The sequence below is a fragment of the Pseudohalioglobus sediminis genome, assembly GCF_008370495.1.
Taxonomy (GTDB): domain Bacteria; phylum Pseudomonadota; class Gammaproteobacteria; order Pseudomonadales; family Halieaceae; genus Halioglobus.
In genome coordinates this window covers 143,161-166,727 of record NZ_VTUX01000009.1, presented here as the reverse complement: position 1 = coordinate 166,727, position 23,567 = coordinate 143,161, and the positions used below count along the sequence as shown (strand labels likewise).

Sequence of the window (23,567 nt, the reverse complement as noted above, 5' to 3'; positions counted from 1 at the left end):
AAGTTATCGTCAAAAACCAGTCATAAACAATTCAACAACGTGACCCGAAAGCTATGAGTGATACCCAGCTTGAATTAATCAAAAAGCTCAATGACAAAACCGCCACCATCGGCGTGGTGGGCCTGGGCTACGTGGGGCTGCCCCTGTGCCTGCGCTACGCAGAGGTGGGCTATACCGTGCTGGGCTTTGATATTGACCCATCAAAGATCGAGACGCTCAACAGCGGCCGCAGCTACTTCAGCCATTACGGCCACGAGCGGGTAACCGCTGCCCGTGAACAGGGCTTCAGCGCAACCACCGACTTTGCCCGCGCCAGCGAGGCCGATGCCCTGATCCTCTGTGTGCCCACGCCACTCGATGAGCACCGCGACCCGGACCTCAGCTACGTGACCCGCACCATGGACAGCCTGCTGCCTTATCTGCGCCCCGGCCAGGTGGTATCACTGGAGAGCACCACCTACCCCGGCACCACCGAGGAAGAACTGCGGCCGCGCATTGAATCCACCGGGCAAGTGATTGGCCAGACCCTGTTCCTGGTGTACTCCCCGGAGCGCGAAGACCCGGGCAACCCCAACTTCAGCACCCGCAGCATTCCCAAGGTAGTGGGCGGCAGCTGCCCCGCCTGCCTTGAGGTGGGTGAGGCGCTTTACGAGCAGGTGATCGACCAGGTAGTGCCCGTTTCCTCCACTCAGGTGGCGGAAATGACCAAGCTGCTGGAGAACATTCACCGGGCGGTGAACATCGGCCTGGTAAACGAGATGAAAGTGGTGGCCGACAAAATGGGCATCGACATTTTCGAGGTGATCGATGCCGCCGCCACCAAACCCTTCGGCTTCGTGCCTTACTACCCCGGCCCCGGCCTCGGCGGGCACTGCATACCCATCGACCCGTTCTACCTGACCTGGAAAGCCAAGGAAGTGGGGGTGAATACCCGCTTTATCGAACTGGCCGGCGAAGTGAACCGCGCCATGCCCGAGTACGTGGTGGGCAAGGTGGCCGCAGCGCTGAACGACCACAGCAAAGCCGTGCGCGGCAGCGCCATACTGGTGCTGGGCGTGGCCTATAAACCCAATATCAATGACATGCGCGAATCCCCCTCCGCAGAAATCCTGCAACGGCTGGCGGACCTGGGTGCCAACGTGGATTACGCCGACCCCTTCGTGCCGCAGTTTCCCAGCATGCGGGATTACGATATTCACCTGGCCAGCGTGGAACTTACGCCCGCCTCAGTGGCGGCCTACGACTGCGTGGTGCTGGCCACCGATCACGAGGCCTTCGATTACGACATGATACTGGAGCACGCGCCGGTTATTGTTGATACGCGAGGTCGTTTCCGGGGTGGTTCTGAAAAGGTCATTAAAGCTTGATGTGCTGGCCTAAGATATGTTGCGTGAAACAACATGAAGATAACCGTCGTGGGCACCGGATTCGTGGGCATGGACTCGCGCATCGGCGCCCACTGCAGCAATCATTGATTTGGCTACGGTGGCTGATGGTTGTCGAAGAACTCCATGCAACTACCTGCTAACTATGCGGAAGTGATCAGCCACATCATTTAGACCATTGTGGATGCAAATCAAGCCACAAGGGCTTTATCGTCAACGAAGTGCTAAAGGCGAAGCCAAAAGTGGTTGGGATCTACCGCCTGGTCATTAAAGGGTGGCGGAGAATATATGGGTTAGTTCCGCGCAGGGAATGATGAAGCGGTTTAAGCAAAGGGTGGAGAAGTGGTGGTGTACGAGCCCACGCTCAAAATTAAAGAATTCTCCAGTTCAAAAGCAATACGTAATCTCAAAGATTTCAAGCGTCGGGGTGGTGTGATAATAGGTAGCTGTAATCAGCCGAGATCAATGATGTCGCAAAAAGGTGCACACGCGGGATTTATTTGATGGAGATGGGTGATTAACGTCCTATTGCCGTGTGATATAGACTCTCTTTCTACTCAGGAGGCTAAAGTATGTGTGCTTCTCCTGGCTATCGCCAATCTGCAAATAATGTGCTCGGTGAGATCTATTCAATACATATCATCGCCTATCTATATAGGGCGTTACAGGCATAATCCATCGACACTATTTGTGATCCTCGTTGCGATAAAACTACACCAATCTCACGGCGCTAATTTCGATAAAGACTTCCATTGAGTTAAAAGAAGATGGTGAACAGCATCTTTAAAACGCGATATAAACTATAACATTTCAATGTTTAAAGAATCACTCAGAAGCTATACCTTTGTTTCCGTGGGTCTAGTGATGGCGAAGATAACAGGCTTTGCGACATCAGTAATCATTGCTAGAAATAGCACGGCGGAAGTTTTTGGTGTCTATACAGTATTCTTCACTGTCTATGTGATATCCGCTACTGTTGTCGATCAGTTGGACAACGCGATGATAATCTCTGCCAATTCGCCGGGCAATGCGAAAGGGGTAAATGAATACATACTGCCAGCGGTGGTTGCGAAACTACTGATAGTGACTGCATTCCTTGTCTTGGCCTCTTTATCGTTCGCTATTGACTCTATGCTTTTTCAAGCTTCTTGTATGGGTGTTGCGCTGGGCGCGATATCCTCGCTTTACAACACCAAGATTGCAGCTTTTCGTGCTCGCTTAGATTTTCGAGGTGTGGCGCTGCGTCAACCGCTACCAAACCTCGTAGTTTTCGTCATTGCTTTAGTGTTTTTATGGAGGCTAAATCACTATGAAAAAGATTCGGTCATAGTTGTATACATGGCCAGTGCGATTATTCTTTCATCTATACCAATCTTTAGTGTTCTTAAAGATTCTACGGAGGAAGTTACCAGAGCATTAAAAAGGGCGTTGCGTCTGTTGCATGCAGCTACCCCCCTTATTATTTATGCAGCAATAAGCTTGACTGGAAATCGACTTGATGTACTTTTGGCCAGTGAGTTTGTTACAACTTCTGAAATAGGTTACTACGGCATCGCCGTTAGAGTTTCCATTATTGCCGCTATATTCAACGGCGTTCTAGTGACAATTACTCTTCCAAGTGCTCCATTTGCTTTACTCTCAAAGTTCGAGTTTCGTCAGTACTTGAAGAAATTTCTATTTCTAGTTTGTCTTCAGACTTCCATATCCCTAATTGTGATTATGAGCACGCCTTTGCTCGTTAGTATCTTGTTTGGGCCATATCCTAACGAAGTAGCTACTTTGGCAGCATTGGTTATTTTTCAATCTATGCTGCTGGCATTATCAACTCCTTTGGTTTCGCTCCTCCAGAGCGCGCGGAGGAATTTCGATATTTTACTAGCGGCGTTCGTGAAGCTTGTCTCTGCGACGATACTGCTAATACTGCTGGTTCCGAAATATGGAATTCTTGGTGCCGCTGTTGGGTCGATTTTGAGTGCCATGATCTTTTTTGTGTGCGTTGGTCTGCAGACGTCTTCGCTATATAGGACGTTGTCTGCTGATTTAGGGAGAGAAAAATCAAAACAAGAGGAGCTGCAGTAATCCTGCCATGATTGCCCTAATACACACCGTTTCTGCTTTGGGATTGGCTGGTTTCTTTTTCGGTTTTATATTTAGAGCCCGTTTTGTATTCAAGAAAATTGCGACCCTGCCTGCCCCATTTGTCGCAACAGGATTCGCGTGGTCCCTGGTCTTTTTTGGTCTGGGCGTATATTTCACGCGGAGAGCTAACGTAACGTCGGTCGGTTCAATGGATGCATCAGGTATTTTCCAGCTTGTTTGCATCGGCTTCGCGGGCTTTCTTTTGCTCGCTGTTTTATTATCTGAAAGATCACTCAAATTCCCTCGATCAAACAGTGTGATGTTCTTGGCGATGTATGGTTTGTTGGGTGTCGCGTCTGCAGTATATTCCCCAGCGCCATTTGTCTCTGGCTACAAAGGGTTGCTCATTCTACTGGACTGTCTGCTTGTCCTAGTTTGCTTCCGGCAAGCGCTTCGATATGGCTCTGCTCGAGTATATCTAGAACTGTGCTATTTTTTTATCGCTGTATTTTGTGCAGGGGCCCTAATAGGCCCTTTTGTTTACCCGGAGTTGGCTCTTAAAAAAAGCAATGGAGCTCTGGGCTATATCCTTCAGGGCACCATTCCTTACATGAATCCAAATGAATTGGGCTTTATTAGTGGAGTTTTGACCCTAGTTGGAGTTCGTAGAAGCTTCTTTTCTCGGTCCCTTGGAGAGAGGCTCGGTTGGGCTGGTTTGGCAATTCTAGGAGCTTCGGTTTTGTTTTTAGCCCAGTCTAGGACAGGATTGGTAGGAGTACTTCTCGGCCTCGTTATAATGTCGATATCGATTCCGAGAATGAGTCGAGTTGCTTCTCTTTTTGTTGTATTAAGCCCGATCCTTATTAGCGCATCATTTTATTTCTCTTGGGATGCGTCGACTAGCGTTGTCGAATACGTTGAGCGTGGGCAGCAGCAAGGTGGACTTTCTTCGATGTACGATCGATTGGCAAGATGGGTTGAGGTTGGGGGATCAATGATAATCGAGTCTCCAATTCTGGGTCACGGCTATGACGCGGGAGTGCGTTATGGGGTGACCGTTTTTGGTATCGAACAGACCCATATGCATAACACATATGTGCAAATATTGGTCAATAGCGGTTTATTAGGATTCGTTTTTTGGTTGGTCTTCTTTACAGTTTCTCTCAAGACGATTTTTAAGGGTTTCAAGAGTGGTGTTCCGGCTGTAGACGAAAGCAGCGGATTTGCAGTTGAAACATGGACTGTGATAACGCTTATTCTAATTAGAACTATGACAGGGCAGGTACTGGTCACCCACCAGTGGGCTCTCCTAATATTTTTAGCAGCTTACATTAACTTTGCTTCTGAAAAGAGGAAGTTTGTTCCTTCGATTCCCCAACCGAGTTACTCGAATTCACGTTAATTAGATTGAGCGTTCGTGACGGGAAAGATCGGCGACTCAATAGCAGCGCAAGGAGAAAAACGTTTGAAGATAGGACTTGCCGGGTTTTGTTCCGGGGATAATTTTGGTGACTTGCTAATGTACGCCATGTACTCAAAGTACATAAGTTCCAAGGGTCACCAATGTATCGCCATAGGCGCAGATAAGTGGTTTCTGGAAAGGTTGCATGCATGTGGTGTTGAAATAGAGTCAATTGCGGTCGATCAAATATCAAGCGAGTTATCTGCTTGTTTGTTCTTGGGCGGGGGTTACATGGGATGGCCTGATTTTGCCGTGCCAACTTGGCAGCTTAAGTATATTAAGAACAACCCCTATCAATGCATTGCTCGGAAGTGCAGAGCCTCGCAAATTCCATACTATGTAGATGGTGTAGAGGTCGGGCCTGGCTTGTATCCTTTAGCAGGAGCTGTAGTCAGAGATATTCTTGGTAGTGCTGAGTCAGTGGTCGTTCGAAATTCAGCCTCTTCTTCCTACGCAAGGAGATATGGCGCAGATGGAGTTAGAGTTAAGGCAGACGTGGTAATCGGGAATCTGTCGATAATGAATCCCGAATATTCAATAGAGGGGCGTTATAGTGAGCCCCCTTCTCGCGAAAGGGTGCTCGGAATACATTTGGCTAGTTATGTTGTTGGCGACAGTTTTCTAGCGCGAAACTTTGCGGATTTGCTACGAGTAGAAATATGTCAGTTCGAGCCATCGAAAATAATTTGTTTTACTGACTCTTTTACAACGCCGAAAACCTCCGAAAGTTGTATTAGGTTCGTCGACCAGCTAGTGGCTGCTGGATATGTGGTTGAGCTAGAAATGTATACTGGTGTCCAGTCAGTCTTAGAGGTTCTGAATAGTATTGATTTTCTAGTAACAACTAAGTTGCACGCTGGTGTGGCGGCACTCGCCTTGGGTTGTTACGCCATTTGTATCGGAAGTGCACCAAAACTTGCAAGATTCTATACTGATAGCGGTCTGGATGGTCATTATCTTAACCATATCTTTTCAAGTTCTTCCAAGAAAAAGGCGTTCATCCAAGACCATTTCAATCGCTTTAGCGGCGGCCATCAACCTCGTTTCGATACCCAAACAATTGAGTCCTCTAAGAGTTACTTCTCCGAATTCGCACTAGGTTTGTGACCGCGGTGTGCTTACCTTGGATAAGCTCGGAAGTTAAGTTTAGAAACTAATGCCATTAGATGCTTAACCATTAACTGAGCAGTTGATATGCGTAATAGCTTACTTGTCGAGCAGGTGTAAGCATTCCATCCAATAGTCCCGGGCAAATCTGGAGTTCTTATCCATAATCATTCAGGCAAGGAATACGACAATGCTCAAATACCGATTCACTGCATCCCATATTGTGAAGGTGCTGAAGGAGGTCTAGGGCGGCAGGCAGGTGATGGAGGCCTGTCGCGAGTATGGCATCTCAAATGCAATCTTTTGTGTTGCAACTGGAAAGCCAACTACGGCGGCATGGAGGTATCTGATATCCGGCGATTGAAGGAGCTTGAGGAAGAGAACGGACGGCTCGAACGCATGTTCTTCGATGTCAGCCTCAAGCATGAAGCCCTAAAGGATATGGTTGAACAAAACTCTAAGGCCGGAAGCGAAGCGCTAGCTCGTGGATTCGCCAAGCAGATGCTCGGCTAAGCCTCAGTGCAGCATGCCAGATCCTAAACCACAGTCGTTCTGTCTACCGCTGCGGTCGGACACCGACAAGTCCACGCCAGTGATAGAAGAGATACAGGCGATCGCTGAGGAATTCCCCGGCAAGGTGTACAAGACGCTGGGGCGTCACGGATACGGCTGGAACCATGAGCGTGTGCACCGCGTTTACTGCCTTCTGCGGCTAAACAAGCATCGCCAAAGCACGCGCAGTCTAACGACCTGAAATCCGTAGCCGTTGGCGATGTCGAGAATGCCTAATCAGCGCCGGTCGATGGACTTTATGAGTGACACGCTGCGCGATGTCCGTCTGCGGGACTTCAATAGGGAAATGCTCGCGATAGAGATAGATCTGAGCTTGCCAGCCGCCAGAGTCATCCGAGTGCTGGATCGAATTGCTGAACAAAGGACTAATCGGAAGAATGCGGTGAGATAACGGCCCAGACTTTGTGCAAATCGCGTTGGCAGGCTGGGCAGATGACCAAGGCGTTCATCTGGACTTTATGAAGCTAGGCAAGCCCACACAGAGCTCGTATGTGGCTCGATTCAACGGGACATACAAAGACGAAATCCTGGACCTATATCTGTTAAGTTCACTGTCTGAAGTGCGGGATCTGACCAACTAATGGATGAGGAAATAGAACTAGCAGCGGCCTCATGAATCCATAGGGGACCTGACTCCAGTGGAGTATCTGGTGGCCACGAAATCGACTGGAAACTCTAGTAGTGCGTTGAGCTATTCAGGGGATATTTACACATCGATTTCACAGCAATCTAAAGTTCACTGAGAATACTCTAGGAATGATACATTTGGAAAGACTAGTCGATGGCGTGCTTTTAGAAATATATGGCTTGACTGGATTGACAATACGAATCATGAGCAGGCCATGACGGATTTTTTGTTTCACAAATTGCGAGGTATGATGCTCAAGGTGGCAGTTGGTAATTAGTGCTTAGCGATAAACCCAACCACCGTATTCTAGTTGAGTTCTACTACTTCCCCACATTACTAGGTTGTACTGAATGGCAAGCCAAGAAAATTCCGAAACCAAAAAGCGCGGACGCAAGAGCTCTGCTGGAGAGAAGCCCAAGCTGCGAAACATTCCAAGAAACTGGTTGCATCAAGCATTGTTCTATATGGATAGAACCGAATTTCTTGTTCGAATTACCGTCGAGTGTCTTGCTTTCTCGATCCTTCTTTTGCCTATCTCGATGCTACTTCAAACCATGCTCTTTGATCGGGGTACACTTATTCTCAGCTTTTTACTTGTACATTCTACGTTTTGGATTCTAAACAGTAATTGGTGGGCATTAATGTTGTTCACCTTTCCAGGAATTCGTAATTCTGGTGAACGAGCTAGTTGTGAGTATCTTTCAAGAATGGCTGTGCGCCTCAGAGCGACAGATTCTATTGCAGCGCTAGCAATTTATGGAAGTCCCACTCGCGGGGCGTGGCATGATAAGAGTGATCTTGATCTAAGAATTTTGCGGAAAGAAGGTTTTGTTAATGGACTGATTGCTGCTGCAATAACTATGAGAGAAAGAGCAATTGCATTCCTATATGGACAGCCGATTGATCTATTTCTCGCAGACTCACCAGCGTTTTTGAAGAAAATGAGAGGCGATGAGGAACCAATCATCCTTCTGAAACGCGGGCGGACTGCGGCCAATTATTTTGCCAACGATGAAGTAATGATTGTAGATACTTGGCCAGAAAAATAGTTTATGCATGTACTTAGTTTACTGTGGGGCTTCTCTCTTGGCGGGATTTCTAAATATGCTTTAGGTCTCCAAGATATTAATAAGATTGAGGGTATTGATCTTACAGTGGAAACTGCCTGCATTTATGGAGAAAGCTGGGGATGTGATATCACGGATTTGTTTCGAATTGATGCCCATCTGATTCCAATTCGCAATCGCGCGGACTTTTCTTGGGTTCAACGAACTAATGAGCTTATCGATAAGCTAAACCCCGATTTAATCTTGGTGCACGGCTTCAATGGCCCAGTTGTCGTAGAAATCTGTAATCTGCGTGCAGGTCGATGGCGTGACTATGTTGCGACTTACCACGGTCTCTACAGCGCACCTAAGCCTTCTCGAAAATTGATGGTGCCGTTGTTTAACTATATTCAAGAATGGCTGTATAGGAGAAGAACCAAAGCTATCCTTTCCGTTTGCGAACATTCACGAATTTACCTGTTGGAAAAGGGTGTGCCACCGGAAAAAGTAACGGCCATACATAATGGAATTGCGCCAGATGCCATCTCTGGTAACAGCTCGGAATTACGAAGCGAACTCGGCTTTTCTGAAACGGACTTTGTAGTTGGAGTAGCTTCACGCTTGGATCCTGTGAAAGGTGTAAAGTACCTCATTGATGCGTTTCCTTCTGTCATCTCCGCTGTGCCCAGCGCGAAACTGGTAATTTTTGGAACTGGTGTCTGCGAGTCGCAACTGGCAAGTCAATGCAATCAACTAAAAGTCTCACATGCCATTCATTTCGCAGGGTACCGAGAAAATATTCCGGAGTTTATGAACGCGCTCGATCTATTTGCGCTGCCGTCGTTAGCAGAGTTCCACTCAATCGGGCTATTGGAAGCCATGCGTGCCAAGTTGCCGATTGTCGCGACCGACGTAGGCGGAAATCCCGAGTCAATCGTTGATGGTATATCGGGGCGTATCGTCCCACCAAAAGACCCGGAGGCTTTAGCTTCAGCGATTATTGATTGTGCTCTAGATAGAGATTTGAGGGAAAGCCTGGCTAAAAATGCGAGGCTTCGTTTTGAGGAGGAGTTCACTTTCGATAAGCACCTTCACCGCACTGCCGACTGGTTATTGAGATGTGTGGATTGAGATCAGGGGCCGGACATTGAGGATAGCTATCTATAGTAACGACTTTCGACAAGAGAATAGTCACCTGATGCCCTGGCGTACTATTTACGAGGTGTGTAGATGTTTTTGCCTAGCCGATCACACGTCAATAATTCTGTCTGGTAAGCAACGAGAAGTAAAGAATGAGTGGGCAATAGGTCACGTTCGTGTCAGGGATGTTTTAAAACCAAAAAGTGACTCGGCGTTAAAGAAGCTGGCGCACGTTCTTAAAGAGGAGGATATCGATATTCTGTACTGGCCTCTTGATTGGCGGAGCCCACGAACAGATTTGCTACAGCTTGAAATAACAGGGCTTCGGGTAACTTGGTACATTCCCGGTGCCTGGTATGGTCATGGCCAAGTTTTTAAGGCCGCCGCTCATATGCGCTCGAAGGCCGTTCTACCATATGTTGCACAAGTTTTAGGTTCGAGAAGGCAATTTGTGAAAAAATTGACCGCAGGTGGCGTTCGACCACTAATTGTCATGACAGATTATTCACGCAATAAGCTTGTTGAGAACGGTTATCCGCCTTCGGCCTGTCATTCCATACCACCTGGTAAGGAAAAACTGCTCATCCTGGACGAACCCCCCGTTGTCTTCAACGAGTTTCGAAACGATTTGCAAGGCAAGCCCTATTTCCTGTTTTTTGGTCCGCCGCAAAAGATTCGCGGAGTTGCAGAAATGCTATCAGCGTTCAAGACGGTCGCACGCCAACACCCGGATATCAAGCTTGTTTGCTTGTTCAGATCTGACCCTGGCCTCGATGCATCGCATTGGAAACGAATGATTGAACGAATGGATTGCAAGGATAGAATCCATTGTATTTGGACATCGGTGGGGCCAGCTGACCTTGATTACTTTCTAAGAAATTGTTTCGCGGTCCTGAAGCCTTTCTTGCTGGTGCCTTCAGAAATACCACTGGCCGTTATCGAGACAGCTGAATACGGTAAGCCGGTCATTGGGACTGGTCCAGATGGAACGGGTAAATTTATCGGCGATTTTGGTCTGACGGTGCCCTTTGCTAGCCCGAAGAAGCTTGCTCAGGCAATGTTGGAATTGCTTTCAAATAAAGAACTCTATAGTGAAAAGTGTCGCGCGGCCAAGCACGTATATGAAGGCCACCCAACCTGGGATGAAGTGGCTAACAGATGGCTAAAAGCTACGCAGTTACAAACATGAAGGCCAAGCCGAAGTTCATAATCATTAGTGGTATTGATGGGTCAGGGAAGACCACCATTATTGATGCCGTCAAGGATAGGTTGGAAGATAAAGGGGTGCAATCTCAGTACATATGGCTGCGGTACAACCACATTATTATCAAACCTGTACACGCATTGTGTCGCTTGGTCGGCTTGTCAAAAAGATACGACTCCATACAGGGTAAGGTTTGGCGCCACGAGTTCTACAAATCGCAATCGTTCTGCTCGATCTATATATTTCTCACCTGGTTGGACACTTGGTTAGGCAGATTCAAGATCACTTGGCGGTTAAGAGGGATTAACGTAGATGTGGTTATTTGCGATCGCTGGGTGAACGATATCCTTATTGACTTGGCTGTGGATTCAAGGCGTGACAAATTTTTGGAAAGCCGTTGGCGGGATTGGTTTCAAAGGATCCTTCCTGATAACGCGCAGAGCTTCCTGATAACACGTCATGTTGAAGACGTTTTAGGTTGTCGGCCAGAATGTAGAGATGATCCGGACTTTGAGTTTCGGCAGAGAGCGTATAGGCAGCTACAAGAAAGTTCGCCTAACCTAATTGTCTTGTCTAACGATGGGAGTATTGAACAGGCGGTTAATACTTTACTGGACCAACTAGACGATTTTGACAGGCGATTAGCGTGATTTCCGTGCTCATTCTCACACTAAATGAGGAGCTAAATCTTCCAAGGTGTCTTGCATCTTTGGGTTGGTGTGATGATGTTGTCGTTCTTGATTCACTAAGTTCAGACGGTACTCAAGACATTGCAATAGATGGAGGCGCACGAGTCTTCGAGCGCTCCTTTGACAATTACGCGGCTCAGAGAAATTACGGCCTAAAGGAAATTTCCTATAAGCATCCTTGGGTTCTGATGGTGGACGCCGATGAAGTGGTACCCTCGGAGTTACTAGGAGAAATGAGAAGTGCGATTGCTCAGGCAGATAGAGCCACGACGCTTTATCGAATGCGCCGAAAAGACCACTTTCTTGGTAAGTGGATCAAGCGTAGTAGTGGTTATCCAACTTGGTTTGGACGACTGGTCAGGCCCGATGAAGTGAAGGTTGAGCGTGAAATCAATGAAGAGTATGTGACGGATGGACAGGTAGCCCAGCTACAAGAACACCTGATTCATTATCCTTTTAGTAAAGGCATTACTTACTGGTTCGAACGGCATAATCGCTACTCAAGCATGGAGGCAAAGGCACTAGTCGACGAGGCCCGGGAGAGCATACCTTGGAGAGATGTATTTTCGGGAGACCCAACTGCTCGGCGTAAAGCTCTGAAGCAGCTAGCCTATAGGCTCCCCTGTCGCCCGTGGTTGGTGTTTGCATACCTATTGTTTTTTAGACTGGGGTTTCTTGATGGGCGTCCTGGGCTAGCTTATGCCACCATGCGAAAAAGCTATGAAACCATGATTGATTTGAAAGTCATGGAGCTTAAGCGGCGGGAGAAACATAAGCCAATTTAGGTGAGTTTTGGCGCCTATAGAGATCTAATTCCAAACCCCTTGTGCGATCATTAAAAAAATCTCTGGTCAAAATCATCGATTACTTTCTGTGGGCCGGAGGCCTCGGTTCTTGAACTGAAACTGACCTGAACGAAAATGCCAACATCAATCAGGCAACTGCCAGATGAAATATTTACCACAACAATTAAATCATCTCGCCCCAGAAAACCACTGACCGAGTTTTCCCAAAGGCTTCGCAATTAGCGTCCAGGGTCGCGGGGTGATTTCATTGACTCGCCAGGCTAGCCGATCATTGCGATTTGCCCGGATTCGATTCTTCAAACTCGCATTGCTCATGCCGTCATTGCGCATATGCACCATCACCTGCGGTATATATGCCGCGTTCACCTTATGCTTGAATAACATTCTTAGCATCAATTCATAGTCAGCCGCTGTTCCCATGTCTAATCGATATTCGCCATATTTCTCGTAGAGGCGGCGGCGTAAAAAGAAAGTTGGGTGGGGTGGCATCCAGCCCATGAAGAAATTTTCACGCTTATAGTCACCGGATTTCCAATTACGAACCACTTTTCCCGTGTCTACTTTATCTACGTAATGCAGGTCACCGTAGCAGGCATCTACGGTGGCGTTCTGGAAAGCCTGCGCCACTTTTGTTAGCGCTGTATCAGTTGCGTAGAAATCATCTGAGTTGAGCACGCCAACGATCTCACCGGTAGCAAGTTTCAGCCCCTTATTGATGGCATCGTACATGCCTTGGTCGGATTCGCTGATGAGGATCGCGTCCTCAGCGCGGTGTTGCTCGATAACGTCCAGCGTGCCATCCGTTGAACCACCATCCACGATGATGTGCTGGCACTTCAGCGTTTGCCTGTTGATGGACTGGATGCAGTCGGCAATGGTGTCGGCGTTGTTCCAGACGGGGGTGATGACGGTGATGGACATGTTATGGGTTCTGGCCAGCGATGGTGTGCTGCTGTTTATGATAACCAGCTTCCAGCGCTTGCTCTAGCGCCTTGAGCGTTGCCTTGCCGTGTTTTCGTGCCTCGCGAGCGGTTTGGGTTGCGCGCAGGGCATCTTGCAAGTTGTCGTGAGCGGGCAGTGTGAAACCCAGGTGTATGATTGCAGCGCTTTCTTGCCAGCGTGAGGATAGATCCGTTCTGAGCCACCATTCAAGGTAGTGCCTGCGCACGTAGCCGGGTTGCAATAAGGCCGCCATATGGTCTGCTTGCTCATGGCCGGTGAGCTGCTGCAGCCAGTTGGCTGTAATCCAGCCCGCAGTTACCAGGCCGGCGCGGTGTAGCAACTGGATCGCTTCCTCCAAGCAGTTTGGGTACCGCTCCAGTAGTTGCAGTGTATCGACCAGACGCACCAATGAACTGCGAGGGCCATTGCAGTACTTGTTGAACACGGGGTGTACCAGTATCAGCAGCAGTGTGCCGGCGGGGCTTGGCCCCCAGTGGCTGCGGTAGTCAACTTTGTCATTGATCAGTTCGTCGGCCATCGGCACGCGGGTGCGGCCGGGGCGCAGTATATCCCAGTGCAGGTCTATCGCTATTTTGCCCTTAACCAGGTCGCACTCGTGGGAAATGTTTTCCGGCTTGCCGTGGAAGTGGTAGCCCTCGCCCTGCAGCGTGCGGATCGCCTTTAGCTTTTCCTCCGGGGGCACCAGTATGTCCAGGTCCACTGCCGGGCGCAGCGCGGGCTCGGGGTAGTAGGCCTCGCGGGTGTGGCAACCCTTGAAGGTGATGTGCTCCACGCCGGCGGCGTCCAGCGCGCTGCGAACGGCTTTCAGGTTGTGGTGTTGCAGCAGGTAATCACCGGTGGCTTGCAAACGGCTGTGGTGCAGGCGCTGGCGATCTTCCGTGCTGAAAACCTCCCCGGCTTGCTGTGTTTCGAGCAGCTTATCCCACAGCGGGCCCATGCCCTGTTGCAGCAGGAAGTCGGTGAAGGGGGTTTGTGCGCCAGGCCCTAGCCCAGCTACAAGTTCCTCTACGCGTGGCGTTGGCGTTCCCGGCACGAAGGGTTTCAGTGCCGCGCGGTGAAAGGCGTGTCGGTCTTCGTTGCGGGCCATCACCTGGTTACGTTTCCGCGGAAACGTTTTTCACCACCTGTTACTCCCGAGCCTGAGTAACTTCATAACCTTCCCGCTCCAGCAGCCGGTTTTTCCGCGCCGCTTGCAAGTCGTTATTCGCCATCTCGGTAATCATCTCATCCAGGGTGGTGGTGGGCTGCCAGCCCAGCTTTTCGCGGGCTTTGGTGGGGTCGCCCAGCAGGGTTTCCACCTCGGCGGGCCGGTAGTAGCGCGCGTCCACTCTCACCATCACGTCGCCGGGCTTCACGTTGATTTCGGCATCCGCTTTTGCGGTGTCGATGGCGGCAACGGTGCCCACTTCATCCAGTTCCTTGCCGCTGAATTCCAGGGTAATGCCCAGTTCGGCGGCGGCGCGGGTGATGAATTCCCGCACTGAGATCTGCTGGCCGGTGGCGATCACGAAGTCCTCGGCGGTGTCCTGCTGCAGCATCAGCCACTGCATTTCCACGTAGTCGCGGGCGTGGCCCCAGTCGCGCAGGGAATCCAGGTTGCCCATGTACAGGCAGTCTTCCAGGCCCTGGCTGACGTTGGCCAGGCCGCGGGTGATCTTGCGGCTGACGAAGGTTTCGCCGCGCCGCGGGCTCTCGTGATTGAAGAGGATGCCGTTGCAGGCATACATGCCGTAGGCCTCGCGGTAGTTCACGGTAATCCAGTAAGCGTAGAGCTTGGCCACGCCGTAGGGTGAGCGCGGGTAGAACGGGGTTTTTTCGGTTTGCGGTGTTTCCTGCACCAGACCGTAGAGTTCCGAGGTGCTGGCCTGGTAGATGCGGGTCTTGTCGGCCAGCCCCAGCAGGCGCACGGCTTCCAGCACCCGCAGGGTGCCGATGCCATCCACGTCTGCCGTGTATTCGGGTTCTTCAAAGCTCACCGCCACGTGGCTCTGGGCGGCCAGGTTGTAGATCTCGTCCGGCTGCACCTGCTGGATGATGCGGGTGATGTTGGAGGTGTCGGTGAGGTCGCCGTAGTGCAGTTTGAAGCGCTGGTTCTCGGTGTGCGGGTCCTGGTAGATGTGGTCTATGCGCTCGGTGTTGAAGGAGCTGGCGCGGCGCTTGATGCCGTGCACTTCGTAGCCTTTTTCCAGCAGGAATTCCGCGAGGTAGGAGCCGTCCTGGCCGGTGATGCCTGTAATCAGGGCTGTTTTTCGTTCCATGTTGGGTTTTTTTCTGTGTGTTTTCAGGGTGCGTAGAAGATACCACATGTGTTCGGTGGGGTCAGGGTGCTGGTGCTGTTCCTACGGGTTCACATCGCGGGCCGGTTTTGGTGTTCCTGTTGTGCGGGTGGGTAGGTAGGCTGGTCAAAACTTGACCGGGGGCGTAGCATGGCAGCCATAGCATTTGATCCACTGGAGTACGCACGCGCGCTGGAATCCTCTGGGGTGCCGCGAGAGCAGGCGGAGGTGCACGCCAAAGTCATGACGCAGATGTTTGTACACAACATGGATGCCCTGGTAACCAGGGATTATCTCGACACGCGTTTCAACGAGTTCGAGTCTCGCATTGGGCGGGAGTTGGATCAGCGGTTCGGCCAGGTGGACGCTCGCTTTGCTGAGATGGAAGCCCGGTTTGACGCCCGCTTTGCTGAGATAGATGCCAGGTTTGACGCTCGCTTTGCTGAGATGGATGCCAGGTTTGATGTCCGCTTTGCCGAGGTCGATGTCCGCTTCGCGCGCATCAACGTCACGCTAGGTATTATCCTGGTGGCCGTGGCGGTGCCCATGCTGCAGACGCTGATTGGTTGGGTGTCTTGAGTTGGGCCGCCCACTCGCGGCTGTAGCCGCTTCTACAAATTAACCGGGCTCTCCGGTTATTCTCGAACCTGGTTCACTTCATAACCTTCCCGCTGTAGTGGCCGGTTTTTGCGTGCTGCCTGCAGGTCGCTACTGGCCTCCTCGGCAATCATCTCTTACAGGGTGTGGTGAGCGTTGTATTGATGGTGATGGGTTCGGGGTGGCATGCCGGTGCCAGTGCCTGTTTTTGTGCCGTCGCGGTTCGGCGCTGGCCGGTTTTGATGGATTGCAGGGCTTGGGTTAGCACCGTGCATTGGTGAATACTGGTTTTATGTACAGTATCGGAGGTGTTGACCATGACCTGTGCCACAGCCGTTCCCCCAGCCGTCTCCTCAGCCGTTTACTCAGGGGTGCCGGGCGATGATCCGGAAGACCTCGGCCGTGAAATCACCCTGCTGGCGGGGCAGATCAACGCTGCCAATCACCGCTTGCTCAAGCTCATTGCCCGCTTTGACGACAGCAAGGGCTGGAGTGGCGGCGGCACGGTGCGTTCCTGCGCGCACTGGCTCAACTGGCGCTGCGGTATCGACCTGGGCACAGCGCGGGAGAAGGTGCGTGTGGCGCACTGCCTGGAATCGCTGCCCCTGATCGACGCGGCCTTTGCCGCTGGGGAAATCAGTTACTCCAAGGTGCGCGCCATGACGCGTGTCGCCACGCCGGAGAATGAGGACTACCTGCTGATGATCGCCCGCCACGGCACCGCCAGCCATCTGGAGCAGGTGGTGAATAAATACCGCCGTGTGCTGCGTGCCCGTGAGCAGGAGCATGAGGCGGCGCAGCAGGCGGCACGGGAACTGGTGTATTACCAGGACGAGCAGGGTATGTGGGTGCTGCACGCCAAACTTCCCCCCGAGGCGGGTACGCTGGTGGTGAAGGCCATCGAGGCGGCATTGGCCCAGGAGGCGGGCGGCCCGCTGGAAAACGTTTCCGCGGAAACGCCGGAGGCAGGGCCTGCCGCGCTGGCGGGGGAACCGGAGCGGCCCTCATTGCGGCAGCTGCGTGCGGATGCCATGGAAACGCTGGCGGAGCATTTCCTCGCCTCGGCGCAAGGCCCCTCGGCCCTGAAAGGGGCGGAGCGCTGCCAGGTGCAGTTGCACGTGAGTCTGGCGGCCCTGCGCGGGGCGCTGGAGCAGGGTGATGCGCTCGGTGAGCCTTGCCACCTTGAGCATAACCAGGGCGTGAGTCCGGCCACGGCAAGGCGCCTGTGCTGCGACGCCAGCCTGGTCACCGTGCTGGAGGGCGAGCAGGGTGAGGTGCTCAACATTGGCCGGCGCAGCCGCACCGTGCCGCCTGCGATACGCCGCGCGCTGGCACTGCGCGACCAGACCTGCCGGGTGCCGGGTTGCTGTGAGCGCAAATATGTAGATGCGCACCACATCGTGCACTGGGTGGACGGCGGCGAAACCAGCCTCGATAACCTGGTCACCCTGTGCCGGCATCATCACCGCGCGTTACACAACGGCGAGTTCAGCCTTCGTGCGGAGGGTTCGCGGAGTGAGCGGCGTTTTATTTTCACCGGCAAGGATGGGCAGGTGCTGCAGGAAAGCATCTTCCCGCAGTTTCAAAACGTTTCCGCGGAAACGTCCTCCCAGCTGGCGCTGCACCAGGGCGCGCAGGTCACGCCCCTCACCTGCGTGCCGCACTGGCAGGGCGAGCGCTGTGATTACGGCATGGCCATCGACGGTTTGTTGCGGCGGGGTGGGGCGGGCGTTTGATGGTGCTGACTTTTGATGTTCGTGCTCGTAACGCCACAGGGTAGGCTGGTCAGGCATTAAGTGGAGGCGTAGCATGGCAGCGATAGTGTTGACGCCGACAGGTTTCGCGGAGCAACTGCAAGAGGCAGGTATGCCCCCGGCCCAGGCGAAGGTTGTCGCGGAGGGATTGGCTGCCATGTATGTGCAACATTTTGATGCCCTGGTAACCAAGGATTACCTGGATACCCGGTTCGCCGAATTTGAGTCGCGGATAGGGCGGGAGTTGGATCATCGTTTCGCCCAGGTTGACGCTCGCTTTGCTGACATTGAGGCCAGGTTTGATGCGCGCTTTGCAGAGGTTGACCACCGCTTCGCTGCGCAGGACGCCCGGTTCGAGTTGCGCTTCAATGAACTCGAGTCGCGTATGCAGCTTGGCTTCGCCGAGATGGAAACCCGCTTTGCCAAAGTGAATGTAATGCTGGCCGTGATTCTGGCAGCGCTGGCGGTGCCGGTTTTGCAGGCTGTGCTGGTTTGGGTGGCTTAGCGCTGCATCGGTAGCTACACATCAATTCTGGCCGACGTTTCCGCGGAGTTGACGTTTTGCGCCGGCGGTTGTGGTGGTTGCGGTTGTTGGGTGATCGCGGCTGTGGCCGCTCCTACAGGGTTAGTGTCTTCGCTCAGGTGCGGGCTGTGTCCAGGTGTTCCAGGTACCAGCGGTAGGCGTCGGCCAGGCCTGCTTGCAGGTTGTATTCGGGCTGCCAGCCCAGGGCGCGCAGTTTGCTGTTGTCCATCAGCTTTCTCGGCGCGCCGTCCGGTTTGCTAATGTCGTAGTCGATGGTGCCGGTAAAACCAGTGACTTTGCCGATGGTTTCCGCCAGTTCGGCAATGGAGCAGTCCACGCCGCTGCCCACGTTGATGTGGCTGAGGCGCGGTTGGGTCACCGCGGCGTATTCTTCCTGCGGCAGGTTCATCACGTGCACCGAGGCCCGGGCCATGTCGTCCACGTGCAGGAATTCCCGCAGCGGCTTACCGGTGCCCCAGATGGTGATGCTGCTGGCGCCGCTTTGCACAGCCTCGTGAAAGCGGCGCAGCAGGGCGGGGATCACGTGGCTGTTTTCCGGGTGAAAGTTGTCGCCGGGGCCATAGAGGTTGGTGGGCATCACGCTGCGGTAGTCGGTGTCGTGCTGGCGGTTGTAGCTTTCGCACAGCTTGATGCCGGCGATCTTGGCCAGCGCGTAGGGTTCGTTGGTGGGCTCCAGCGTGCCGGTTAGCAGCGCGTCTTCGCTCATGGGTTGTTCAGCAAGGCGCGGGTAAATGCAGGAGCTGCCCAGAAACAGCAGTTTGTTCACCCCGTGGGCGAAGGCCTGGTGGATAACGTTAGCCTCGAGCATGAGGTTGTCGTAGATGAAGTCTGCCGGGTAGGTGTCGTTGGCGTGGATGCCGCCCACCTTGGCCGCCGCCAGGTACACCTCGTCGATCTGTTCGCCGGCGAAGAACTGCTGCACCGCCTGCTGGTTGGTGAGGTCCAGCTCGGCGCGGCTGCGGGTGATGATCTCGTTGCCGCTTTGCTGTTGCAGCTGCCGCACCAGGGCAGCGCCCACCATGCCGCGATGGCCGGCAACGAATATGCGTTTACTCACTGTCTTGCTTCCCTGTCGGCCCCCGAATCCCCAATGGTTGAAGTTTACACTGGTAGGGTATTGGCAGGCTATTTCTGATCGCGGCTGTAGCCGCTCCTACGGGACTAGATATGGGCCAGGGTATTGTTGATCGCGGCTGTAGCCGCTCCTACGGGGGTTGGGCAGGGGGCAGGGGGCAGGGGGCAGGGGGCTGGTTATGTTGTGGGAGCGGCTACAGCCGCGATAGTACCGCGTATGCCACCCGGGCCTGGTTACAGGTTCTATTGCTGTCGAGGCCTGTCCTGGCTCATTGCCCGCTTTTGATGTTCGCTCCCGCATCGCGTTTGCGTACGCTTGGTGTGCGTAAATTCGAGGTGTAATATGGCTGCTATCGCATTCGATCCGCTGGAGTACACACACCAGCTGGAAGCGTCGGGGGTTCCCCGCGAACAGGCAGAGGTGCACGCAAAAGCCATGACCGCCATGTTTCTGCACAATTTCGATGCCCTGGTAACCAAGGATTATCTGGATTCCCGCTTCAATGAGTTTGAAACGCGGATCGTGGGTGAGATGGACAGGCGCTTCGCCGAGCTGATATCGAGCATCGACAAGCGCTTTGGCGATGTGGACAGGCGCTTCGGCGCTGTGGACGCGCGCTTTGCCGAAATGGAGGCGAGCATAGACGCGCGCTTTGCTGAGCTGGAGGCAAACATGGACAAGCGCTTTGCTGAAATGGAGGCGAGCACGGATAAGCGCTTTGTTGATCTGGCACTGGAGATGGATCGGCGCTTTGCGCAGGTCGATGTGCGCTTTGAGCGCATGGATGGCCGCTTCAACCTGCTCTACTGGATGCAGGGCATCACCCTGGTGTGCGTGGTCATCCCGCTTATCCACCGCCTGCTGGGCTGATCCGGCCGCCCTGCGCATCAATTCCGTTCGCCGTCTCCGTAGAGTCGGCAAATCATGCAGCGATATCTGCCCGGCTGGCCTGCTATCAATCGGCACTTTTCTCACGCGGCAAGTTTTGACCACTCGGGCGCGCGCTGATTCTGGCGCCGCGGCAAGCGCGCAGTTAGTATGATCAGTCCGGATACTCATCGACACCACGCAGGAGCCACCGTGCGCATCGCGGCGAAGCAACATACAGCAGGGCAGGGCCCGGTGGTAACAGGCGGGCGAGGCAGCGGCTCCACGGGGCGCCTGTGCCTGCCCTGGGTGCTTGGCATGTGCCTGTTGCACACCCCCGCTGGGCTGGCGCAAACCTCCCCGGGCGATGACTGGCTTGACGATCTGCGTGACGCCTTGCAGAAAGAGATCAATAACTCGAATATCGGCGCGGGTTATGTCCACATGCTCAGTTTTTTCATCGAGCCAAATATCAGCGCGTCGCGCCTGAAAGCCGATGATGCCGACTACGATATTTTCAAGCTACCCCTGCAGTACGAGATCCCTGGCGCTGACGACAATGTAGACGTGCTGCTGCGTGCCACCTTCAGCCGCGCGCGGCAAGAAACGGACTTCACTGTATCGGAAGGGGAGGACATTGACGCGAAATGGACGGCAGCGAGTGCCGGCTTCGGTGCCGGCCTGCGCTGGCATCTGTCGCCGCGGCTGTCACTGCTCGCGGGTGCTGATCTGGGCGTGAGTCGGCTGAAAAGCGACGCCGATTACAGCGGGGGCTTTAGCGAGGAGATACTTGCCCCCATTCTCGATGGCGTGCTGTTCAACTGGGACACCAACGCCTGGGTAGCCAGCCTCGCAACAGGGCTGGATTACAACTGGCAGTGGCGGGAGCGCTACGATATGTCGATAAAAGGGCGCTATACCTACAGCCACATCGCCAGCTACTCGGAATCCCGTGATCTCCAGGGTTTCAGTGAGAGCACCGGTACCACGTCGCTGAAGCTGGATATGAAACACCCCTGGGCCCCCAAACTCCTGGGCAGGTCCCTGTTCGGCATCGCCCATGTGGGCGCCACCGCCTTCACCGGCAGTAACCGCGACGCGCTGGGCTTCACCCACTTCTATGAGTTTGGTTATTCCGTTGGTGTAGACCTGTCTGCAGACAATCGCTTCCTTGAAGATATCAGCATCGGCTACCAGCTCAGTACCGGTACCGATGTGGATGGCCACTCGATCCTGGTGGGCTGGAACCTGAAGTAGCGGGCGGGTGGCATCGCCTGGCGGGTTTTGATGTTCCTGTGGTGGCTGTGCCTGTGTAGTCTGGTCAGGAACTGATCAGGGGAGTAGCATGGCAGCGATAGCATTTGATCCGCTGGAGTACGCCCGCGCGCTGGAGTCCTCAGGGGTGCCGCGAGAGCAGGCGGAGGTACACGCCAAAGCCATGACGCAAGTCTTTGTACACAATATGGATGCCCTGGTCACCCGGGACTACCTGGATACGCGCCTTGCTGAGTTTGAAGCGCGCCTGGAGTCCAGGCTGGATGCCAGGATGGAGCAGGGCTTTGCCCGGGTGGATGAGCGCTTTCACCAGGTGGATGAGCGCTTTCATCAGGTGGATGAGCGGTTTCAGCAGGTGGATGAGCGCTTTCAGCAGGTGGAAGAGCGCTTTCAGCATGTGGATGAGTGCTTTCGTCAGGTGCATGAGCGCTTTCATCAGGTGGACATGCAGTTCAGGGAACTGCAATCGCGCATGGACCAGCGTTTCGCCGGGGTGGATGTGAAGTTTGCCCGCATCAACGTACTGCTTGGCGTTATCCTGGTGGCGGTGGCCATACCGATGCTGCAAACCCTGCTGGCCTGGATGTTCTGAGCCGTTTTTTCCTGTACGTCCGCGCTTTCGCCGCCACGCTGTTTTCTCACTCGCAATCATGGTTCCTTTTGCCGGCGGCTGCCGTGGCTTCATAACCCTCGCACCAACGTTGAACCTCTTGGTTGTAAACCTCTGCCGGCTGCCCGCCGGCATTGCGGGCAGGTTGCTGCGTGGTGTGCCAGAATAACGGCTTTTTAATGGGATGAATCAGCATGGCCAACGAACAGCAACATGAATACTGGAACGGTGAAGCAGGCGCTCGCTGGGCGGCGGAAGACGCCACCATGGCGAAGCTGCTGGACCCGATTGCCCGCGATCTGCTGGCTCACGTGCAGCCCGAGCCGGGCAGCCATACCATCGACATCGGCTGCGGCGGCGGCAGCCAGAGCGTGTTGCTGGCGGAACATATCGGCGCTGGTGGCAGTGTGCTGGGCGTGGATATCTCCGCACCCATGCTGGAGATAGCCCGCGGCAGGGGCCAGCCCGAGGATGCGGCGGCACTGACGTTCCTGCAGGCGGATGCCGCCACCTGGGCCTTTGATGCGGCCAGTTTCGACCTGCTGTTCTCCCGCTTCGGGGTGATGTTTTTCGACGATCCCATCGCCGCCTTCAGCAATATGCGCCGGGCCCTGAAGGCGGATGCGCGCCTGGGCTTCTGCTGCTGGCAGGCCATGCGGGATAACCAGTGGACCCTGCTGCCGGTGCAGGCCGCACTGCGCCATGTGCCGGCGCCGGAATCGCCCGACCCGCACGCCCCCGGCCCCTTTGCCTTTGCCGACCCGCAGTGGCTGGAGTCCATACTCGCCGCCAGCGGCTTCGGCGATATCGCCATTGCGCCCCACTCAGTGGAGATGACCTTCGGCAGCGGCAACGGCCTGCGCGAAACCGTGACGGAGCTGATGATGGTGGGCCCGGTAGCGCGCCTGCTGGCAGAGCAGTCGCCCGAGGTGAAAGCGCGCGTTGTCGACGATGCCGCCGAGGCCCTGGCGCCGTTCCTCCGCGACGGCAAGTTGGCGCTTGGCGGCGCGGTGTGGCTGGTAACGGCGGCGGCCGCGGAACCCGGCCGGTGAGTGGCGAGTGAATGGCAAGGCCGAAGCTGGCGGTTTTTGATGTTCCACCCGCTGCGGCGCCTGGGTAGGCTGGTCAAGAACTGATCAGGGGAGTAGCATGGCAGCCATAGCTTTTGATCCGCTGGAATACGCCCGCGCGCTGGAATCCTCAGGGGTGCCGCGAGAGCAGGCGGAGGTGCACGCCAAAGCCATGACGCAAGTCTTTGTACACAATATGGATGCCCTGGTTACCCGGGACTACCTGGACACGCGTTTCACGGAGTTTGAGACGCGAATAGAGGCAAAGATGGATCGGCGCTTCGCCCAGGTGGATGCACGCTTTGCCGAGATGGAAGTGCGTTTTGCGCGCATCAACGTGATGCTCGGCGTGATCCTGGTGGCGGTGGCCATACCGGTGCTGCAGACCCTTTTGACCTGGGTGTCCTGAGCCGGCCT

At 53.9% G+C, this 23,567-nt stretch carries 21 protein-coding genes and 1 pseudogene; 18 read left to right on the top strand and 4 right to left on the bottom strand.

From position 1 onward, the window contains the following. The first annotated feature begins 53 nt into the window (after positions 1-53). From F0M18_RS17220 to F0M18_RS17175, 10 genes and pseudogenes are all read left to right on the top strand, one after another. Positions 54-1,367 (top strand): nucleotide sugar dehydrogenase, encoded by a 1,314-nt coding sequence (locus tag F0M18_RS17220; protein ID WP_149612706.1) that lies wholly within the window; start codon positions 54-56, stop codon positions 1,365-1,367. 882 nt (positions 1,368-2,249) lie between these two features. Then, the gene (locus F0M18_RS17215) at positions 2,250-3,464 is read left to right on the top strand and encodes an MATE family efflux transporter (protein ID WP_188109784.1); all 1,215 of its coding nucleotides are present in this window, start codon (positions 2,250-2,252) and stop codon (positions 3,462-3,464) included. Positions 3,465-3,471: 7 nt separating this feature from the next. After that, the gene (locus tag F0M18_RS17210) at positions 3,472-4,866 is read left to right on the top strand and encodes an O-antigen ligase family protein (RefSeq protein ID WP_149612704.1); all 1,395 of its coding nucleotides are present in this window, start codon (positions 3,472-3,474) and stop codon (positions 4,864-4,866) included. Between the two features lie 15 nt (positions 4,867-4,881). Further along, positions 4,882-6,033, top strand: a complete 1,152-nt coding sequence (locus tag F0M18_RS17205) for a polysaccharide pyruvyl transferase family protein (protein ID WP_149612703.1) — start codon at positions 4,882-4,884, stop codon at positions 6,031-6,033. A 190-nt stretch (positions 6,034-6,223) separates the two neighbouring features. Then, positions 6,224-7,349, top strand: a pseudogene (locus tag F0M18_RS17200) (IS3 family transposase). 235 nt (positions 7,350-7,584) lie between these two features. Continuing rightward, on the top strand, positions 7,585-8,283 hold the full coding sequence (locus F0M18_RS17195) for a hypothetical protein (protein WP_149612702.1): 699 nt from the start codon (positions 7,585-7,587) through the stop codon (positions 8,281-8,283). 3 nt (positions 8,284-8,286) lie between these two features. Then, complete coding sequence (locus F0M18_RS17190) at positions 8,287-9,411, top strand: glycosyltransferase family 4 protein (protein WP_149612701.1); 1,125 nt, start codon at positions 8,287-8,289, stop codon at positions 9,409-9,411. A 67-nt stretch (positions 9,412-9,478) separates the two neighbouring features. Beyond that, positions 9,479-10,609: a glycosyltransferase family 4 protein gene (locus tag F0M18_RS17185; RefSeq protein WP_149612700.1), complete on the top strand. Its 1,131-nt coding sequence runs from the start codon at positions 9,479-9,481 to the stop codon at positions 10,607-10,609. After that, complete coding sequence (locus F0M18_RS17180) at positions 10,606-11,274, top strand: thymidylate kinase (RefSeq protein WP_188109783.1); 669 nt, start codon at positions 10,606-10,608, stop codon at positions 11,272-11,274. Before F0M18_RS17185 ends, F0M18_RS17180 begins: the two co-directional genes overlap by 4 nt. Further along, a complete protein-coding gene (locus tag F0M18_RS17175) occupies positions 11,271-12,098 on the top strand; it encodes a glycosyltransferase family 2 protein (protein WP_188109782.1) in 828 nt (275 codons plus the stop codon). The genes F0M18_RS17180 and F0M18_RS17175 overlap by 4 nt, the downstream gene beginning before the upstream one ends. 189 nt (positions 12,099-12,287) lie before the next feature. Here the strand turns inward: F0M18_RS17175 and F0M18_RS17170 are convergent, their stop codons facing one another. The 3 genes from F0M18_RS17170 to gmd are packed head-to-tail and all read right to left on the bottom strand — an operon-like array spanning position 12,288 to position 15,340. Next, positions 12,288-13,040 carry a glycosyltransferase family 2 protein gene (locus F0M18_RS17170; protein WP_149612697.1) on the bottom strand — a complete coding sequence of 251 codons (753 nt, stop codon included), beginning with the start codon at positions 13,038-13,040 and terminating at the stop codon, positions 12,288-12,290. Position 13,041: 1 nt separating this feature from the next. Next, positions 13,042-14,169, bottom strand: a complete 1,128-nt coding sequence (locus tag F0M18_RS17165) for a nucleotidyltransferase family protein (RefSeq protein WP_149612696.1) — start codon at positions 14,167-14,169, stop codon at positions 13,042-13,044. A 40-nt stretch (positions 14,170-14,209) separates the two neighbouring features. Beyond that, entirely contained in the window at positions 14,210-15,340 is a 1,131-nt protein-coding gene (gene gmd, locus F0M18_RS17160) for a GDP-mannose 4,6-dehydratase (protein WP_149612695.1), read from the bottom strand. A gap of 168 nt (positions 15,341-15,508) precedes the next feature. On the opposite strand from gmd, the gene F0M18_RS17155 reads away from it, so the two are divergent. The 3 genes from F0M18_RS17155 (at position 15,509) to F0M18_RS17145 (ending at position 18,214) form a co-directional block, all read left to right on the top strand. After that, complete coding sequence (locus F0M18_RS17155) at positions 15,509-15,937, top strand: hypothetical protein (protein ID WP_149612694.1); 429 nt, start codon at positions 15,509-15,511, stop codon at positions 15,935-15,937. Positions 15,938-16,272: 335 nt separating this feature from the next. Next, positions 16,273-17,691: an HNH endonuclease signature motif containing protein gene (locus tag F0M18_RS17150; protein ID WP_149612693.1), complete on the top strand. Its 1,419-nt coding sequence runs from the start codon at positions 16,273-16,275 to the stop codon at positions 17,689-17,691. A 73-nt stretch (positions 17,692-17,764) separates the two neighbouring features. After that, positions 17,765-18,214: a hypothetical protein gene (locus F0M18_RS17145; RefSeq protein ID WP_149612692.1), complete on the top strand. Its 450-nt coding sequence runs from the start codon at positions 17,765-17,767 to the stop codon at positions 18,212-18,214. 133 nt (positions 18,215-18,347) lie between these two features. Here the strand turns inward: F0M18_RS17145 and fcl are convergent, their stop codons facing one another. After that, the gene (gene fcl, locus F0M18_RS17140) at positions 18,348-19,310 is read right to left on the bottom strand and encodes a GDP-L-fucose synthase (RefSeq protein WP_149612691.1); all 963 of its coding nucleotides are present in this window, start codon (positions 19,308-19,310) and stop codon (positions 18,348-18,350) included. Between the two features lie 360 nt (positions 19,311-19,670). Between fcl and F0M18_RS17135 the strand changes: the two genes are divergently transcribed. The 5 genes from F0M18_RS17135 (at position 19,671) to F0M18_RS17115 (ending at position 23,559) form a co-directional block, all read left to right on the top strand. After that, on the top strand, positions 19,671-20,198 hold the full coding sequence (locus F0M18_RS17135) for a hypothetical protein (protein WP_149612690.1): 528 nt from the start codon (positions 19,671-19,673) through the stop codon (positions 20,196-20,198). Positions 20,199-20,408: 210 nt separating this feature from the next. Next, positions 20,409-21,452, top strand: coding sequence for an autotransporter outer membrane beta-barrel domain-containing protein (locus F0M18_RS17130; protein WP_188109781.1), 1,044 nt, complete (start codon positions 20,409-20,411; stop codon positions 21,450-21,452). 88 nt (positions 21,453-21,540) lie between these two features. Further along, positions 21,541-22,062 (top strand): hypothetical protein, encoded by a 522-nt coding sequence (locus tag F0M18_RS17125; RefSeq protein ID WP_149612688.1) that lies wholly within the window; start codon positions 21,541-21,543, stop codon positions 22,060-22,062. Positions 22,063-22,274: 212 nt separating this feature from the next. Further along, entirely contained in the window at positions 22,275-23,132 is an 858-nt protein-coding gene (locus F0M18_RS17120) for a class I SAM-dependent methyltransferase (protein ID WP_149612687.1), read from the top strand. Positions 23,133-23,229: 97 nt separating this feature from the next. Then, positions 23,230-23,559: a hypothetical protein gene (locus F0M18_RS17115; RefSeq protein ID WP_149612686.1), complete on the top strand. Its 330-nt coding sequence runs from the start codon at positions 23,230-23,232 to the stop codon at positions 23,557-23,559. The last annotated feature ends 8 nt before the right edge of the window (positions 23,560-23,567 follow it).

Excerpts from the sequence above, each read along its gene's own strand:
- F0M18_RS17120 (WP_149612687.1), top strand. The coding sequence starts at position 22,275 with ATGGCCAACGAACAGCAACATGAATACTGGAACGGTGAAGCAGGCGCT.
- F0M18_RS17150 (WP_149612693.1), top strand. The coding sequence starts at position 16,273 with ATGACCTGTGCCACAGCCGTTCCCCCAGCCGTCTCCTCAGCCGTTTAC.
- F0M18_RS17165 (WP_149612696.1), bottom strand. The coding sequence starts at position 14,169 with ATGGCCCGCAACGAAGACCGACACGCCTTTCACCGCGCGGCACTGAAA.
- F0M18_RS17215 (WP_188109784.1), top strand. The coding sequence starts at position 2,250 with ATGGCGAAGATAACAGGCTTTGCGACATCAGTAATCATTGCTAGAAAT.
- F0M18_RS17125 (WP_149612688.1), top strand. The coding sequence starts at position 21,541 with ATGGCAGCGATAGCATTTGATCCGCTGGAGTACGCCCGCGCGCTGGAG.
- F0M18_RS17155 (WP_149612694.1), top strand. The coding sequence starts at position 15,509 with ATGGCAGCCATAGCATTTGATCCACTGGAGTACGCACGCGCGCTGGAA.
- F0M18_RS17210 (WP_149612704.1), top strand. The coding sequence starts at position 3,472 with ATGATTGCCCTAATACACACCGTTTCTGCTTTGGGATTGGCTGGTTTC.
- F0M18_RS17220 (WP_149612706.1), top strand. The coding sequence starts at position 54 with ATGAGTGATACCCAGCTTGAATTAATCAAAAAGCTCAATGACAAAACC.
- F0M18_RS17115 (WP_149612686.1), top strand. The coding sequence starts at position 23,230 with ATGGCAGCCATAGCTTTTGATCCGCTGGAATACGCCCGCGCGCTGGAA.
- F0M18_RS17145 (WP_149612692.1), top strand. The coding sequence starts at position 17,765 with ATGGCAGCGATAGTGTTGACGCCGACAGGTTTCGCGGAGCAACTGCAA.
- F0M18_RS17180 (WP_188109783.1), top strand. The coding sequence starts at position 10,606 with ATGAAGGCCAAGCCGAAGTTCATAATCATTAGTGGTATTGATGGGTCA.
- F0M18_RS17195 (WP_149612702.1), top strand. The coding sequence starts at position 7,585 with ATGGCAAGCCAAGAAAATTCCGAAACCAAAAAGCGCGGACGCAAGAGC.
- F0M18_RS17190 (WP_149612701.1), top strand. The coding sequence starts at position 8,287 with ATGCATGTACTTAGTTTACTGTGGGGCTTCTCTCTTGGCGGGATTTCT.
- F0M18_RS17135 (WP_149612690.1), top strand. The coding sequence starts at position 19,671 with ATGGCTGCTATCGCATTCGATCCGCTGGAGTACACACACCAGCTGGAA.
- gmd (WP_149612695.1), bottom strand. The coding sequence starts at position 15,340 with ATGGAACGAAAAACAGCCCTGATTACAGGCATCACCGGCCAGGACGGC.
- F0M18_RS17170 (WP_149612697.1), bottom strand. The coding sequence starts at position 13,040 with ATGTCCATCACCGTCATCACCCCCGTCTGGAACAACGCCGACACCATT.
- F0M18_RS17185 (WP_149612700.1), top strand. The coding sequence starts at position 9,479 with ATGCCCTGGCGTACTATTTACGAGGTGTGTAGATGTTTTTGCCTAGCC.